Annotated in this window: 12 protein-coding genes; 1 reads left to right on the top strand and 11 read right to left on the bottom strand. The window is 44.5% G+C overall.

Annotated elements, in window-relative coordinates:
- The 6 genes from ACTD55_RS01445 to ACTD55_RS01420 form a co-directional block, all read right to left on the bottom strand.
- A partial coding sequence (locus ACTD55_RS01445; protein WP_438862519.1) for a DUF885 family protein occupies positions 1-704 on the bottom strand: 704 nt, incomplete at its 3' end.
- A gap of 305 nt (positions 705-1,009) precedes the next feature.
- Positions 1,010-1,792, bottom strand: coding sequence for a PEP-CTERM sorting domain-containing protein (locus tag ACTD55_RS01440; protein ID WP_438862518.1), 783 nt, complete (start codon positions 1,790-1,792; stop codon positions 1,010-1,012).
- A 225-nt stretch (positions 1,793-2,017) separates the two neighbouring features.
- Positions 2,018-4,384 (bottom strand): DNA polymerase II, encoded by a 2,367-nt coding sequence (locus tag ACTD55_RS01435; RefSeq protein WP_438862517.1) that lies wholly within the window; start codon positions 4,382-4,384, stop codon positions 2,018-2,020.
- Positions 4,385-4,461: 77 nt separating this feature from the next.
- Positions 4,462-4,893 carry an HAD family hydrolase gene (locus ACTD55_RS01430; protein ID WP_438862516.1) on the bottom strand — a complete coding sequence of 144 codons (432 nt, stop codon included), beginning with the start codon at positions 4,891-4,893 and terminating at the stop codon, positions 4,462-4,464.
- Positions 4,894-4,931: 38 nt separating this feature from the next.
- Positions 4,932-5,483 carry a pyridoxamine 5'-phosphate oxidase family protein gene (locus tag ACTD55_RS01425; RefSeq protein WP_438862515.1) on the bottom strand — a complete coding sequence of 184 codons (552 nt, stop codon included), beginning with the start codon at positions 5,481-5,483 and terminating at the stop codon, positions 4,932-4,934.
- An 11-nt stretch (positions 5,484-5,494) separates the two neighbouring features.
- Entirely contained in the window at positions 5,495-7,495 is a 2,001-nt protein-coding gene (locus tag ACTD55_RS01420; protein ID WP_438862514.1) for a diguanylate cyclase, read from the bottom strand.
- Between the two features lie 97 nt (positions 7,496-7,592).
- Here ACTD55_RS01420 and ACTD55_RS01415 point away from each other — a divergent pair, with 97 nt between their 5' ends.
- On the top strand, positions 7,593-7,925 hold the full coding sequence (locus ACTD55_RS01415) for a hypothetical protein (RefSeq protein ID WP_438862513.1): 333 nt from the start codon (positions 7,593-7,595) through the stop codon (positions 7,923-7,925).
- Between the two features lie 13 nt (positions 7,926-7,938).
- On the opposite strand, the gene ACTD55_RS01410 is transcribed toward ACTD55_RS01415, so the two are convergent.
- From ACTD55_RS01410 to glgB, 5 genes are all read right to left on the bottom strand, one after another.
- The gene (locus ACTD55_RS01410; RefSeq protein ID WP_438862512.1) at positions 7,939-9,579 is read right to left on the bottom strand and encodes a glycogen synthase; all 1,641 of its coding nucleotides are present in this window, start codon (positions 9,577-9,579) and stop codon (positions 7,939-7,941) included.
- Positions 9,572-10,840, bottom strand: a complete 1,269-nt coding sequence (gene glgC, locus ACTD55_RS01405; RefSeq protein ID WP_438862511.1) for a glucose-1-phosphate adenylyltransferase — start codon at positions 10,838-10,840, stop codon at positions 9,572-9,574. The genes ACTD55_RS01410 and glgC overlap by 8 nt, the downstream gene beginning before the upstream one ends.
- 75 nt (positions 10,841-10,915) lie before the next feature.
- A complete protein-coding gene (locus tag ACTD55_RS01400; RefSeq protein WP_438862510.1) occupies positions 10,916-13,387 on the bottom strand; it encodes a glycogen/starch/alpha-glucan phosphorylase in 2,472 nt (823 codons plus the stop codon).
- On the bottom strand, positions 13,377-15,491 hold the full coding sequence (gene glgX, locus ACTD55_RS01395; protein ID WP_438862509.1) for a glycogen debranching protein GlgX: 2,115 nt from the start codon (positions 15,489-15,491) through the stop codon (positions 13,377-13,379). Before glgX ends, ACTD55_RS01400 begins: the two co-directional genes overlap by 11 nt.
- A 2-nt stretch (positions 15,492-15,493) precedes the next feature.
- Positions 15,494-17,725 carry a 1,4-alpha-glucan branching protein GlgB gene (gene glgB, locus ACTD55_RS01390; protein WP_438862508.1) on the bottom strand — a complete coding sequence of 744 codons (2,232 nt, stop codon included), beginning with the start codon at positions 17,723-17,725 and terminating at the stop codon, positions 15,494-15,496.
- Between the last annotated feature and the right edge of the window lies 1 nt (position 17,726).

Here is a 17,726-nt window from a genome sequence, read left to right as displayed (position 1 = left end):
ACCGACTCATCGAGCAAGGGGTCGAATGCCTGTTTCTGTTCCTCGCTTAAAGTAGATTGCGCCAAACTGTTCGGGATCGATTGTTCGAAAATACCCAACGCACCTTTACTTTGCTGGATGGCTAAATCAGTATGCTCCAACGTCGGCTGAGTAATATTTTGCTTTGCCGCAGCATAATAAGCGGGTACCTTCTGCAAGCGCGCCAATACTGACATTAAACGCTCATCCAAAGGTTTATAGTCCGTATTAAGGATTACCCCAAATGCCCCCGCCACATTATAATTGGATGGATCCCATTGATCCGATTTAAACGTATCCCGATACCAGATCGTGGCTTCAATCTGATTTTTAATCAGCGCATAATCTGTTGCGTTGGATGGCGACAATCTGTTCAGATCGAACTGGTTTAATCTATCGAGTGTATTTTGCAGATAGCTGTTTTCTTGTTGCTGCTGCTCATCATCAGGAACCGTTAATACATCATCGAATTTGTAGTACCCCACATAGACCCCATAATCGGGATAAACTTGCCAGGTATCTTGCAAAAACTGGTTTTTAAACTGATCAAATTGGGCATTTTGATCAACCGTCGATGCCGTTGGCGTAGCGGATTCTGATGTAGTGGACGATGCTGGTGTTGGCGCTGGCTGACTACAAGCGAACAACAAACTACCAATCAGCACTGAAATAGCGGGTTTAAACATGGCTCATTCCCTATTGTTTTATTATTGTTATTAAACGTGACGATCTGAGCGGTTAATTCAGATTGCTTTCAAGACTAGCCTATTGCATCCCAATCGCCAAGATCCCTATTTACTGCTGGAATGAGAGGTCACAGAAAAAGAAATGATATAGCAGCGAGTATGGTGCTTCGAGTGCCAAGGCCAAGATATTGCTAATCAAACACTCTGTGATCTTGCTGCCTATGCGGTGATTAATTCTAATACAGATAAAAAAGCCGGCGAGTAAGCCGGCTAATCATTGCACTATAGTTCCTTGCAGAACGCTATTATGCTTTACGTCGTCTTGCCGCGCCTAGGCCCAACAAACCCGCTGCAAACATCAGGATTGAGGCAGGTTCTGGCACCTGAGCAGAACCGCCTTGACCAACAATGATTTGGATAGTAGTGCTGGCCAGTGCTTCCCCGCCATTACGCGAGTAAGCAGATAGAATAATATCATAGGTTCCATCAACGGTAGGATCTAAGCCGGCGTTAAACCAATGAGGCTGCCATGAATTTTGTGCTAGATTATTTTCCGAGATTAGCAATGCATATGATGCCGCATCTGTTGCATTTGTTCCTGCAGATTGTGCGGTAGTGTTATCACCAATATCATGATCAGCAAATGAAACATTAATTGGATCCCAAACAATAAAGTTGGTGCCTAAACTTGCATCACTATCCAAAGCCAACTCATACACTAAATCATTAAGATCATACTCTGTTTGGTCTTGATCACTAAAATCAGTATTAATTGACCATTCAAAACTCCATATCGCAACAGGCGAGCTTTGTGTTGGCGCAACACCAGCATCAAAACTATAAGTCCCATCACCATTACTATTAAAAGTATTTTCAGGCAAACCGGCATTATTAAAGCGAAGTTTGCCACGCAAACCAAGTTCAATACCATTGTTCTGATCAACAGTATATGAACCATTAATATTGCCACCGCCAAAAATAGCATTCATGGTTACATCAGCATCATACATTAGGGCTGCTGAAGCACTGCCGGTGAAGATGGTTGCTAAAGCAACCGCCGTTATAGCTATTTTATTTACTTGTTTCATCCACTTATTTCCTTTTGTAGTTATTCAACTAGAATCCACCCGAAGGTGTTTTGTTGGAATTACAGCGGATCAATCAATTTATATGCCATGACTAATAAAATGTTAATAATCAAAACGTTAAGTATAAAATATCGCTAGTCATCAATAAAACTGTAAATTTATCTGACACTTTATTGTTTAAATTATTATTTATATAAATGGCTACATGACGATTAAATCCAATAATTAAAATAACCCCAGCTGATCACTGGTCAGTTGTTCAAAGTCGATGCCAACAAAAGGCAAAATACCTTCTGCTATGGGACGGATTTGCCGGTCAATATAGTGATCATAATCAATCGGGCTTATAAGGTATTCCAGGGGTTCAGGGCCATTCAGGGTGATAACATAAGATACCCAGCCTTTATGCTGATACTTTAGACTTTTGCCTAATTGTTGATTTTTTTCATCTGCCAGTCGGGCGGCTTTAACATGGGGAGGAACGTTTTTAACGTACTTTTCCAGTCGTTGACGCAGACGTTTTCGATACACCAGCGAATCGTCATAGTGACCTGCCCTTATCCCGTCAACCATGGTTCGTAAATAGGTTTTAACATCTTCACCGGCAAACACCATGGCATAGAGTCTGGTTTGAAATTGTTTGGCAATGTCTGTCCAGTCGGAGCGAACCGTTTCGAGCCCTTTAAACACCAGTTCATCGCCTTGTTTTCCCGCTTTAATTCCGGCATAACGTTTTTTACTGCCCAATTCCGAACCACGAATAGTGGGCATTAAAAAGTGTTTAAAATGAGTTTCGAATTCAATTTCCAAATCACAATCCAACTCAAACTCGTCGGCAATCTTTTGTTGCCATTGTTGGTTGATTTGCGTTTGCAATTGCTTGCCGGTTTGGTGCGCCTGTTCCTCGCTCAAATCGCCTTCCAGCCACACAAAAGTCGAATCGGTATCGCCATAAATAACCTGATGCCCAGCTTCCCGGATCCATTGTGCCGTGGTCTGCATAATCTCATGCCCACGCAAGGTAATAGAACTGGCTAAACGCGTATCATAAAAACAGCAGCCGCCAGAACCAAGTACACCATAAAATGAATTCATTAATATTTTTATCGCTTGAGAACGAGCCGCATCATGATTGCGTTTGGCTTCATCACGCTGTTGCCACAATGAGGTAATAATATCCGGTAAAAAGTGTTTATCGCGGCTAAATTGCGCCCCGCGGAATCCGGGAATGGCATTGTCCGGTGATTTTAAACCTTCGATCAAGCCAAGCGGATCGATTTTGAACGTCCGGATTATTGATGGATATAGACTTTTAAAATCCAATACCAGTACATTTTTATATAAACCCGGTCTGGATTCCATCACATACCCACCCGGGCTGGCCAAGCCGCCATTAGCCGGACGATTAGGCGAAATATAGCCAGCTCGATGTAGCTTGGGTAAATACACATTAGTAAACGCCGCAACAGAACCCCCCATTCTGTCCAGCTCCAAGCCGGTTAATTGACTACGCAAAGTAAGAAAGTCTAATAGCTTTGTGTGCTCGAAAATTTCGTTTACCAGCACACAGTCCTGCAAATTATACTCGGCCAATTTGACTTTATTATGCTGAAAGTCATACGTAATTTGCGCCAGCCGGTTATCCACATCCTCCGTCTTTTTGCCCTTGCCTAACAGAGCTTGCGCCACAGACTCAAGACTAAAACTGTCAAACTGGTAGGTCGCGGTTTTCAAGGCATCGATACCATCTACCACCACCCGTCCGGGAATGGTGATATACCCCTGATTGGTTTCACTTTTGGCATCTCGCCAGGTGGCAATGCTGTGCTCTCGACCAAGACTTAAAGGGATGCCGTTTACTTGGGCTCGTTTGAGCAAAAGCTGGAAATCAAAATTAACTACATTCCAGCCAAGTATAATATCGGGGTCATAGTGATGAATTGCATCAATCATGGCACGTAATAAGCCAGATTCATCGGCTACCCAACAGATCCAGTCAGGACCAGCTTGGGCATCACCGATAATAATCACTTGTTGCCAATCCGCGCCTGCTAATCCGACCGAGTACAAATGTCCCTGCTCACTGCATTCTATGTCCAGTGATAATACCTTGTAGTTGGGACGATAAGTTGAAGGTTTTAAGCGCGCCTGCTGGTAGGTTACAGATGCCTGTTGAGCGGATTTAACTGGCAATGGAATTCCGCTAAAGGCAGCGCTGCCATAAATAAAGCGTTCCATTAAAAAGCGATCGGCTAAACGAATATCATCTTCATAACGGGTAATGCCTGCCGCTTTTAACAAATCTTTAGCGGCAAACAGATATTTGGCACTGGTAAAATATAATCCGGATACGGCTTGATGATGAAAAGTCGTTAAGGCTAATGACTTAAACTCACATTGAATTTTAACCTCGGCAAGTAATGCTTGCGCTTTAGTCACATCGCTTTGATGAATAAAAAACGTAAATGTTTGCGCGGGTGTTACTAGTTTTACCGGCCCGGCTTGGGTAGTTAACCAAAACTCCAGCTGTGTTTTACCAGCTCGTTCAACTTGATGGCGAGTTAAAATAAACCCTTCGGCAGTGTGTGGCAAAAATGTTGAGATCCAATAATGAGTATGCTGTTAATGTAACACAATGACGCTCGCGTGACTGTTACCACCGATGAGAATTACTGACACAATTCAGTTAATGAGCGAATTGTTGTGACTTGATCAATAGGGGCAGAATGACCTTGTGGACAGTACCATATAGTCTGCATACCGACGGCCAACGCGGGTAAAATGTCTTTATCCCAACTATCTCCAACCATACATAGTTGTGCGGCGGGTTTACCTAAGCGGCGCATAATCTCGGGTAAAAACGCTGGAGCACCTTTAGCAATACCTATACTGGCTGGGCAAAAGTACCCCCGGATATATTGCGCCATATCGACTCGTTGCAGGGCCTTTTGAATATCCTGAGCAGATGAATCCTGGGCGCCAGAGGCCACATAAAGTGTATGTGTAATCGCGAGGTGAGCTAACGTTTGTCTGGCACCTGCAACCGCTTCGACAGATTCCCAGTCACACATTTTACCGGGGAGATCAGGGCTATCGACCATTAGGGTATTCCCCCAATCAAATAAATAAACCACCGAAGTTATTCACTGTCATGTAAAATATGAGTGGGTTTGCCATCAATGCTGTGCTGGTTCTTTTTCTGCCAATAACTTTTAATCCCCTCCTCACCCTGCTTGTTTGCCCAGTCTTTAAGCTGCTCACGTTCTTCCACATAATCAAAAAAAGGCACGGCCATACCACAGGAGGTTTGTACCAGATCCACCTGCAAATCAAATATCTGGCGGGCGCCAGGTATGGCGGGAAATAATCCAAATAACTCATGCCACTCACTATCATGCTGATGTATGACACGGGCTTGGCCATATAACCGCAAGATCATCGGCGCTCCTTCAAAAGCGGTGAACATAATGGTCATACGCGGATTTTCCTGCACATGACAGGCCGTTTCATTGCCACTACCGGTGACATTCAACCATATCACCCGATTAGGACTAAGCACTCGCAATGAGTCCATCCCTTTAGGCGAAAGGTTGACCCGGCTATCCGCAGTTGCCGTCGCCACAAAAAATATTTTTTGCGCCTGAATGAATTGCGTTAATTTAGTGGAAATCTGATTGAATTGCTGTCCCATAACACGCTCACTTAAACGGGTAATAAATGTTGACTCGTATTCGGCATAAAAATTTCCACTCGATTACGACCATGTAGTTTAGCCTGATACAGTGCGTTATCGGCTTGTGTCATTAACTCTTCTATACATGATTGGTCTTGATACATGGCTAAACCACAGGAAATAGACACCATCAACCCATCAGCTTCAATACTTGCTGCCATCGCTTGCACTTGATGACTTAAACTGTGCAGCAAACTTTCTGCTGAAGGCTGTTCTGTGTGCGGCAAGGCGATGAGGAATTCTTCCCCGCCAATGCGGCCTATAACGTCAGTATGGCGGAAGGTCGCCAAGCATAGTTGCCCAAATCCTTGCAGCACTTTATCACCTATGGCATGGCCAAATTTATCATTAATCTGTTTAAACAGATCTAAATCAATAATTACCACACACAATGGAAATTTATGGCGTTGGGCTAAATCAAATTGCAATTGCAACATTTCCAATGCCTTACGTCGATTAAGCAAACCGGTTAGGCCATCCACATTGGCTAAATGGATTAATCGACGTTTATTTTGTTGGTTACGATAAACCAATATCGCCAACAACAAGCAGATTAATAGCGCAAATCCAAACATCACCCATAAATTAATATATTGCCGCTGTTGTGCCGCCAGCGACATTTTTTGCAACTGGTTTTGCCGTTCAAGTAACTGGTTTTTTTGCTCTTTGGTTTCCAATTCATACTGGGAACGAAGCTGGTGCAACTGTTCGGTACTTTGCTGATTATAGATTTTTTGTTTAGCTTTTACGGTTTGTTCAAGCTGCTCATAGGCCAATGGGTAATTCCCCATCAACGCAGTGACTCTGGCTGCCTGTTCATCTAAGGCAATTTTTTGAATAGGCATCGTCTCAGGATCAAGATAGTAGCGAGCCTGGAGCAAATACTGATTAGCCCGTTCAGGTTGATTGGTTGCCAAAGCCAACTCTAACAAAGAGCTTGCCACATCCAATTGCATATAAGGATTGTTAGCGCGGTCAAAAATTTCCTGAGCCTCCAACAACTGCTTTTCTGCCAGCACAAAATGTTGTTCACTAATATTTAATCCCGCCAGCTCTTTAAGCGCATAAGCCACGCCCTGAACATCATTAACCTGCTGAGCAATTTCGGCTGATTGTGTTAGTTGCGAGCGGCCCAATTCTGTTTTACCGATATTCTTATTCGCACGTCCTAAGCCATACAGTGCAATACTCAGTTCCTGCCATTCATCCTGTGATTGATGATAATTTACAGCCTGCTCAAAATAGGGTATCGATAGCTGCGCCTCGCGACGATATTCATACACTAATGCAATTGCGCTAGCCACCTGCCCTTTAGAAATAGTAGACCCTTGCTGTGGCACCAGTTCATTCGCCTGCTGCAAATCACTTAATGCTGAAGGATAATCCACCAAACTGGTAAGCAAGGCGGCCCGCACATACAAAGCATCAAGTTTTACAGCCCTGTCCTGCTGTTTTTCAGCCCAATCCATAGCGGCATTTACCAACGTCATCCCTTTAGCTGGCGTACCAACTCCATCGTAAGCCAAGGCTTGTGCCAAGCGTAATTGATGGTACAGCCAAATCTGTTGACGTTGATCAACCAGCATCAAACCCGTTTTTGCTTCTTGCAACGCCTCATGAGGATAAGTCAGCATGTAATAGGTTTGACTAAGTAATAAATGATATTGGGCTTGTTCGGTCGCAGTGGCATTGTTATCAATCGATTGATCGAGCAACGTTGATAAAACCTGATTTGGATTAACACTCAGCTGACTTTGCATACGCTGATATGGTTGCGACAGCGTTCCCAACCAGTCTGCAGCAAGTACCTTGCCGACACTGAGCAAGCTACAGATAAGCATTAATAAGTAAAACCGACTAATATGATTCAAAATATATCCATTATTTTTAGCAATCCGAAAACGACCGACACAATCTTTATACCGCCAATAGAGCATAATACTCAATACGTCACTAACAGATATGACCATTAATACTCAGGTTATTTATTAAACAATCTCATCAGCCTTTACAAAAGACCATAACACACGTAAAAACATCATATATATCAATATATAAAGAATCCCAATGAACCTTTTTAGCGTCATCCGACAAAAATTAATAGAACGCAAATTCAAACGGCAAAAACTGGCAATTATTCAATTTATTCCTGTCACTCAATGTACCAATATCATTGCTCAATGCCTCGAAAATGGCTGGGAAAAAGGTCGAATCTACGTAGGAACCGACAGCTGGCGTCATGATGGAAATATCACACTAAGTAAAGGCTTCAGTACATTAACTTTTAGCCGGGATATATCAGGAAACGGACAAGTCAGCGGGCCGGAGATGGCAATTCATGGCTTAGCCGACCAATACCAGTTAACAGCATCAGCTAAGCCAGTTTGGCCGGTGAATTAGCGCCAATACCGTATTAAACTTGCTGTAAAGCATCCTTTTTCGACTTTATATTCAGTCCATATAATTTTTTTACATAGCTGGTACTCACTTTATCCCAACCGAAACGTTGGGCTTTTGCTTGACGCTTAATCTTTTGCCATTGGGGAGTTTTACGGCAATCCAGTGCTGCTTTTAAGGTTAACAATAACTGCTTCCCTTGCTCAGCGAGGTTTTCACCGTCAAACACAAAGCCACTCACCCCATCCTTAACCGTATCTTTTAATCCACCAACCGCATGGACTAAACAGGGTTGCCCCGCGCGCATAGCTAGCATTTGACTGATACCGCAAGGTTCGAAGGAACTGGGCATTAAAAACAGATCACCGTACTGATATAAATATTCGGGTAAGTCATCATGGTAGCCATGTAAAAACAAAAAATTACTATAGCGTGAGGCAATAACACGAAACTCGGCAGCAATATGATCATCACCACTGCCCAACATAATAAATAATCCGTTGGGTGCATTGACGGCTAATTGCTCGAGTAACGCCTCAAGCACGGTTTTTCCATCCTCACGTAACTGGCGCAAGATCAACACTTTTTGGTCGGTCAAACGCCCTACCGAGGTCAATAGAAACTCACATTTATTGATGTCTTGACGTCGCAACGCATTAATCCGCGTTAGCGCGATCATATCCACAGCCATGGCCTGTGAATGTTTACCCAACCACGCAAGCACCGCGACTTCAGCTTTATCCAAAATTAACTGAATCGGTGAACTGACTTTTTTAGTCATAGGCTTGCTGTAATCGCAACCATTTAGAATTCCAACCAAATTACCTTGACGATCTTGGCCACGTAAATCCAGCTCTAACCCTTCGCCACCAAAAAAACCATTTGCATGAGAAGATGCTTGTAAGACTTCCTTGGCATAGCTAGGGGACACCAGATGTACTTTATCACTCAATACGATCCCGGCGCGCATTGGATTAACACAAAACGGATAACGTGGATCTTTAACCTGTTCAAATTGCTTTTCGGTCATATTGGCAAAAAGTTCTGGATACCAGGCTGCCAATGAAGAAGATTCATGACTAAAGGGACGGATCCCCTGCAAGGCCAAATTGTGTACGGTAAAAACGCAATTCAACTTTTTTAAGGCTAAAAAACGCAGATCAAATGCCCTCAGTAAGGCCATCAATCCAGTATGCCAATCATGTAAATGCAATACGTCCGGCATCGGAATATGTTTTTCTAGCAGTGCACAGGCCACACTAATATTGAATAAAGCGAATTTGGTAGCATCCTCGGCAAAGGGACGTTCAGTATTGCCCTGAGAATAAATTGCACCTCCTTCTATCGCGAATAAGCCATGCTCAAATAAATAAATGCTGGCTTGTTCTACATCAGGATGAGGCAAACGAAATATACTCACCTGTTCCTGTCGTCCGGCAAAAGGTACCGTGACCTGAGCAAATGGTTGTGCAGCATTTTGCAAAGCCAGTCGTCCATATCCGGGCATCGCCACATCAGCAATAACCTGCTGTGCAATTAGTGCTTGCGGTAAGTCACCAATCACATCCGCAATCCCTCCCACCTTAGCGCCTTTTAATGCGGCATTTTCAGTGGCCAACATTAGTACCCGTTTCGATTCAGTCTGTTTTTTACTCATAGCCTACCGGTAATCCCAACATCTCTCTGGTTACGACAACCACGCCATTTTCAGACACTCTAAAACCTTTTGCCCTGTCCTGATCATGGTTAAATCCAATTTCCATTCCTTCCGGAATAATACAGCCTCTATCAATAATGGCCTTTTTAATTCGACAATTGCGTAAAATCACCACATCCGGCAACACAACTGAATCTTCCAATAGCGAATAGGAACACACTTCAACATTATTAAACAGCAAACTATGCCGGACGATAGCCCCAGAAATAATACAGCCTCCAGACACAATCGAATCCACCGCCATCCCGCGTCTGTCATCATCATCAAACACAAATTTAGCCGGAGGGGTTTGCTCCTGAAAGGTCCAGATTGGCCACTTGGCATCGTACAGGTTTAGTGCTGGCGTCGGAGAAAGTAATTCCATATTGGCTAACCAGAAAGAATCCAGGGTACCTACATCGCGCCAATAGGCTTTTTCATCATTAAAATCACTGGTAAACGGAAAGGCAAACACATTATGTTTTTGAATAATGGACGGAATAATGTCTTTGCCAAAATCGCGGGCAGAGCCTTCTTTGTTGGCATCTTTTTTAAGTTGCTCGAACAGAAACTCAGTATTAAAAACATAATTCCCCATCGATGCCAGACACATATCCGGATTTCCAGGCAAAGACTTGGGTACTCTGGGCTTTTCCTCAAATCCCAAGATACGATTGCTTTCATCAACTTCCATGACCCCAAAAGCACCGGCCGCTTCCTCTAGTGGCACTTCCAAACAAGAAACGGTCATATCCGCACCAGATTCCGCATGGGCGGCCAATAACCCGGCATAGTCCATGCGGTAAACATGGTCACCGGATAACACCATGACATATTTAGGTAATTCATGACGAATAATATCGATATTCTGGAACACGGCATCAGCAGTACCTTGATACCAGTTATCTGAGTAACGTTGTGACGCGGGCAGTATTTCAACCGATTCGCCTAATTCTTTCTTGAAGTGCCCCCAACCACGCATCACATGACGGATCAGAGAGTGGGATTTATATTGTGTCACCACCCCGACCCGGCGGATCCCGGAATTAATACAATTCGACAACGGAAAGTCGATAATCCGGAATTTGCCACCAAAATACAGTGCGGGTTTAGCTCGCCATTCGGTCAATTCATGCAAACGCGATCCCTTTCCACCGGCCAATATAAGCGCATAGGTATCTCGGGTAATATTACTGATATAACGGGGGCTGGAATTAGGCATACGATGACACTCCTATCGGAAACGGACAAACGAATCGACGCTGAAATTGCTGATACATAGTTAGGCTCTCCTTCATTAGATCTTCCATATTTCGTCACGGTAACCGGCAATCGTAACGTCACTAGAAAAGCGACCACTGGCTGCGGTGTTACGAATACTCATTTTTGTCCAGTACTGCTGATCCAGATACGCTTTGGATACCATGTGCTGCACCCGACAGTAATCATCAAAATCCGCAGCGGTCATCCACTGATCATCAGGACTTAAAATGGCATTGATAATATGGTCAAAAATCCCCGGTTCGATTAAATTAAAGTGTCCACTGGTGAGTAGTTCCATCACGGCAGATAACGCTGGTGATTGTTGAACAATATCAGCAGGGCGATAATTCTGACGGGTTTCTGCGACCTGCTCAGCATTAAGGCCAAACAGGAAAAAATTGTCCTCGCCCACTTCTTCCAGCATTTCAATATTAGCGCCATCCAGGGTGCCAATGGTGAGTGCGCCATTCATCATAAACTTCATATTACCGGTACCGGAGGCTTCTTTACCGGCAGTAGAAATTTGCTCGGACAAATCCGTACCGGGACAAATCTTCTCCATCGCACTCACATTGTAGTTGGGTAAAAAGGCAAAGCGTAGGAAAGGTCTCACTACCGGATCAGAATTAACCATATGGGCAACATTGTTGGCCAGTTTGATAATCATTTTGGCCATGGCGTAACCCGGTGCAGCCTTGCCACCGATTAGCACACAGCGCGGCACCATATCTTGAGTATCTCCCTGTAAAATCCGGTGATACAAATGGATCACATGCAGAATATTTAATAATTGGCGTTTATATTCGTGGATGCGCTTAACCTGCACGTCAAACATCATGGTCGGATCAAAATCCACTCCACACTGTTGTTTAACCAGATCTGCCAATACTTGCTTATTCGCCTGCTTAACCTGTTGCCACTGCTTAATAAACGCCTTATTTTCCACACAGTTTTCAATCTTGCGTAGCTGACTTAAGTCCATCACCCAGTCCTGACCTAACTGCTCGGTTAATAATGCAGACAAACGGGGATTACAATAGGCCAACCACCGTCTTGGCGTAACCCCATTGGTTTTGTTATTGAATTTATGCGGCCACAGCTGATAAAAGTCTTTGAATAATCCTGACTTGAGCAATTGCGTATGTAAACCGGCTACACCGTTAACCGAAAAACTGGCTACAATCGCCAAATACGCCATGCGAATATGGGGCTCGGGTCCTTCTTCAATAATCGACATTTCTGCCAATTTCTGACCATTGCCCGGCCATTGATGTGCCACCATATCCAGATAACGGGCGTTGATTTCGTAAATAATCTCTAAAATTCTGGGCAGCATATTGCTGAACATTCTGACCGACCAACGCTCTAACGCTTCGGGCAACAATGTATGGTTGGTGTAAGCCATAGTGCTGGTGGTGATTGCCCAGGCCTCATCCCACTCGAGCAAATATTCATCCATCAGCAAACGCATTAATTCGGGTACCGCAATACTGGGATGAGTATCATTCAACTGAATCGCATTCCTGGCACCAAATTGACTAAAATCCGTACCAAATTTTTTCACCCAGGTACGCAGTAAATCCTGCAAACTGGCCGACGACAAAAAATACTGCTGACGTAAACGTAATTCCTTACCATTCTCGCTGGAGTCGTTGGGGTACAACACCATGGTAATTTGTTCCGCCAAGTTTTTGCGCGCTACGGCTTCGGCATAATCGCCCTGATTAAACTCGTCCAAATCAAATTCGTCAGTCGCTTCTGATTTCCACAAACGCAAGGTATTAACCCGCTGATTACGATAACCCGGGATTGGCATATCATAAGCCACTGCCAATACATCGTGAGTATCCACCCAGCAGATATGACGTCGACCATTTTTATCCACATGCGATTCGGTGTGCCCAAAAAACGGAACCGTCACATTATGTACCGGTACTCTGACTTCCCAAGGGTTACCCTGACGTAGCCATTTATCCGGACTTTCCTGTTGATAACCATCGACAATTCTTTGTACGAACATGCCATATTCATAGCGGATTCCGTAACCGGTCACGGCTAAGTCCATACTGGCGCAGCTATCTAAAAAGCAGGCCGCCAAACGACCAAGACCACCGTTACCTAAGCCCGCATCATGTTCCTGTTCCTGCACCTGTTCGAGCGTCACCGCGTACTCTTCCAGTGCTTCTTTGGACTCATCATTCAAATCCAAACTGAGCAGGGCATTTCCCAGCGCTCGCCCCATCAGAAATTCCAAAGACAAATAGGCGACCTGTTTATTGTCAAACTGTGCATCCTGACTGCGGGTATTTCGCCAGTTATCCAGCATCTGTTCTTTGATACTTAATGCTAAGGAGTAATACACCGCTGTCGACGCATCTTCATCACGGCTTAGCCAATAACGAATATGCCTTGAAAAAGCCATACCCAAACTATCGCAAGGCTCGCAATAGGCGGGAGCACTTTGAACTAACTCTTTAGTACTACTGGTGGTGACTTTATTTACCATTTTCTGACTCCTGACAAATATAGGCGTGAAACAGCATCAGACTGCGACCTTGAAGCTGAAATGGATCGGTAATTATAAACTGGGGAGATTCGGGTACATTATCTTGACTGTGCAGCAGGCATTGCCACTGAGCCACACCGTCAATTTCCGGAAATTTAAATAGCAGGTCCTGTTCGTCGGCATTAAGTGTCAGCAATAACGCCTGTTTGCTGTCAGGCGCATCACCTTTACCTTCCAAATCACCGCTTAACATTAAACTCAACGTGCGGGTTTGCCCTTCACTCCACAATGACTTACTCATCACCTCGCCCTGACGACTAAACCAGAATAAACCAGGATCCTGCGGATTTTCGGGTTGATGAATAAAATCGCCATGCCGCAACAGTACAAAGCGTCGGCGCAATGCGATTAACTGACGAGTAAACGCCAGCATCGAAGCCCCATCATCAGATGGGCTCCAGTCTCGCCAACTAAGGGGATTATCCTGACAATAGGCATTATTATTCCCCTGCTGAGTACTGCCTATTTCGTCACCGGCCAACAGCATCGGTACCCCTTGTGACAATATCAAGGTGGTCAGCAAATTCTTACGCTGGCGAACCCGGATCCTATTAATTTCGGCATCATCGGTTTCACCCTCAACGCCATAGTTATAACTAAAATTTTCCTGATGACCATCGCGACTGTTTTCACCATTCATTTCATTGTGGCGATCGTTATAACTGACCAAATCCCGCAAGGTAAAACCATCATGACTGGTAATAAAATTGATACTGGCGGCAGGGCTGCGACCGGAATGCTCAAAATAATCCCCCGACCCATGAAAACGTCGGGCAAACTCGGCCAACATACCGCTATCGCCGCGCCAGAAACGGCGCATGGCATCCCGATAACGGTCATTCCATTCACTCCATGCCACCGGAAAGTTACCTAACTGATAGCCGCCTGGGCCAATATCCCAAGGCTCGGCAATCAGTTTAACCTTACACAACACCGGATCCTGAGCTATTGCATCCAAAAATCCAGCGCCGCGATCAAATCCGTAAGACTCGCGGCCTAAGCAACTGGCCAAATCAAAACGAAATCCGTCTACCCCCATCACTTCGACCCAGTACCGCAATGAGTCCATCACCAACTGTAATACCCGCGGATGAGTAATATTCAAGGTATTACCGCATCCAGTATCGTTAATATAAAAACGTTGATCATTAGGGTGCAATCGATAGTAACTGGCGTTGTCGATACCACGAAAACTATAGGTCGGGCCAAGATGATTTCCTTCAGCGCTATGGTTGTAAACCACATCAAGGATCACCTCGATATCAGCCGCATGTAGTTTGTCCACCATGGTCCGGAATTCAAAAATATCGTCTGATGACAAATAAGCAGGATGAGGAGCAAAAAAGCTTAAACTGTTATAACCCCAGTAATTCGTCAGGTGTTTAGCCTGCAAAAAAGGTTCATCAAAAAAGGCCTGTACGGGCATCAGTTCAACACAGTTAATCCCTAACTCTGTCAGGTATTCAATGACCTGCTCATCTGCCATCGCGGCAAATTTACCGCGGATTTTTTCATCGAGTGCGGGATGCTGAATGGTCAAACCTTTTACATGTAATTCATAGATAATACAGTCACTTAACTGATTAGATAAACAGCGCTGCGGCGTCGCTTTGGCACGTAAATCCACCACTTTGCATTTGGGTAAAAAGCGGGCGTTATCCCGTTTATCAAAAGATAAATCTTCATCTTTGCTGTTCGCATCGTAACCGTAATGACTATCGTCGGGGATAAACTGCCCAACCAACTGCTTGGTATATGGATCAAGCAACAGTTTGTTCGGATTAAACCGATGCCCCAGATTAGGCTGATAAGGTCCATCTATTCGATAACCATAGAGTTGACCGGCTTTAGCGCCGGCTAAATAACCATGCCAAATATGCTGGGTTTTATGACGTAGCGGAAATTGCTCAATTTGTTGTTCACCCTGTTCGTCAAACAAACACAAGGTCACCGAGGTTGCATTCGCCGAAAAAATCGAAAAATTCACACCGTTATCGTCAACCGTTGCCCCTAACGGAAAAGGGTAGCCACGTTGCCATTGCATCGTTATTTCCCCTTATCTGTAATTAATTCCGGTTCCAACACCAGACAGCCTAAGGGTGGAACCGTTACCAAACAGCTAAATGGCATGTTCTGATAGGCCGCTGAGGACACTTCCAACAGACCACTATTACCAACATTACTACCGCCATAATATTCGCTATCACTATTTAAACGTTCTCTATAACGACCACGATGGGGCACACCAATCCTGAACTGTTGATGGACTTCTGGCGTCATATTGACCACAAAAATAAGATGTTGATCCCGATCCTCGGCGTAGCGAATAAACACAAACACACTAATGTCAGCATTATCACAATCCAGCCAGGCAAACCCTGCAGGCTGATGATCAGTTACAAATAAAGCCGGAGCATTAACATACAACTGGTTTAGATCCTTGACCCACTGCTGAATGCCCTGATGGGAGTGATATTGCAGCAAGTGCCAATCCAGACTGCGGTCATGGCACCATTCATTGCGCTGGGCAAATTCATTACCCATAAACAATAATTTTTTACCGGGATGCCCCCACATAAAGCCTAAATAACTGCGTAACGTCGCGAATTTTTGCCAGTCATCACCGGGAATTTTATTCACCAGTGAACCTTTACCGTGCACCACTTCGTCATGGCTTAAGGACAAAATAAACTGTTCGGTATAGCTATACACCAAACCAAAGGTTAATTCGTGATGATGAAAACGACGGTGCACCGGATCACGCCGGAGATAACTAAGGCTGTCATTCATCCAGCCCATATTCCATTTAAAACCAAATCCCAGTCCGTTGTTATCCACCTGTCCAGTAACACCGGGCCAAGCGGTTGATTCTTCAGCAATCATACAAATACCGGGATGGCTCTGGTACATTCGACTGTTTAAATCTTTTAAAAAATCAATTGCTTGCAGATTTTCACGACCACCGTAAATATTGGGTAACCACTGATCTGGCTTACGGCTGTAATCGAGATACAACATCGATGACACCGCATCGAGACGCAATCCGTCAAAATGAAATTCGCGCAACCAATAGCTGGCGTTACTGAGCAAGAAGCTACGCACCTCGCCTCGACCATAATTGTAAATCAGGGTATTCCAGTCTGGATGGGTGCCTAAACGCGGATCGGCGTGTTCATACAAATGCGTACCATCGAATTGAGTTAATCCGTGGGGATCACTGGGAAAATGAGCAGGTACCCAATCAAGTAGCACGGCGATATTAACTTGATGACACGCATCGACAAATTTTTTCAGCCCACTGGCGGAGCCAAAACGGTAAGTTGGCGCATACAAACCAACAGGTTGATACCCCCACGAACCATCAAAAGGATATTCACTAATCGGCATTAATTGCAGATGAGTGAAGCCCATTTCCAGTACGTAAGGCAATAATTCATCGATGAGTTGCTGATAATCCAGATAGTGCTCACCCTGCCAGCCTTTGCGTCGCCACGAACCTAAATGCACTTCATAAATAGACATTGGTTGTCTGTGCCACTGACGCTTAGCCCGTTCAGCCAACCAAGAGTGATCCTGCCACTGATAGCCGGTTTGCTCAGCAATAATAGAGGCATTGTCCGGCGCACATTGCATACTTTTGGCGTAGGGATCGGATTTTTGTAAGTATTCACCGGATTGGGTTAACACTTCAAACTTGTAGTGCTGCCCAGCTTGCGCCTCTGGCAAAAACAGTTCCCACAATCCATTAGCAGGATGATGGCGCATCACATGACGTGTGCCATCCCAATGATTGAAGTCCCCCTTAACGGAAACCCGTTTGGCATTCGGTGCCCAAACACAAAAATTAACCCCGCTGATCCCGTCATATTCATGCCAGTTAGCGCCTAAAAATTTATCGGCTTGCTGCTGGCGCCCTTCTCCTAACAAATACAGATCATCACTGTTTAATAACGAACTAAATTGATAAGGATCCAAAATGTCCACTTCGGCTTGCGGGTAATGCACCCTTAATTGATAACGAAAAGGCTTAACCCTGCGCCCCATGTTACCGACAAATAATCCGCCGGAGTTCAGGCACTGTAAACCGGCCACTTTCTTACCGGTTTTGTAATCAATCACCTCTACCTGTTGGGCATTGGGTAAATAACAGCGTACTAACAGCGATTTTCCTTGATCAATCTGATGCATCCCTAACAAACCAAACACATCGGTATACTCACCTTTGAGTAACGCCTGTTGCTGATCCTGACTCATGAACCTGTCTTGTTGCTCTAACATA

Origin of the sequence: Neptunicella sp., from assembly GCF_048268085.1 — a bacterium.
Classification (GTDB): Bacteria; Pseudomonadota; Gammaproteobacteria; order Enterobacterales; family Alteromonadaceae; genus Neptunicella.
The sequence above is the reverse complement of the archived record's forward strand: the minus strand, read 5'-3'. Positions and strand labels throughout refer to the sequence as shown.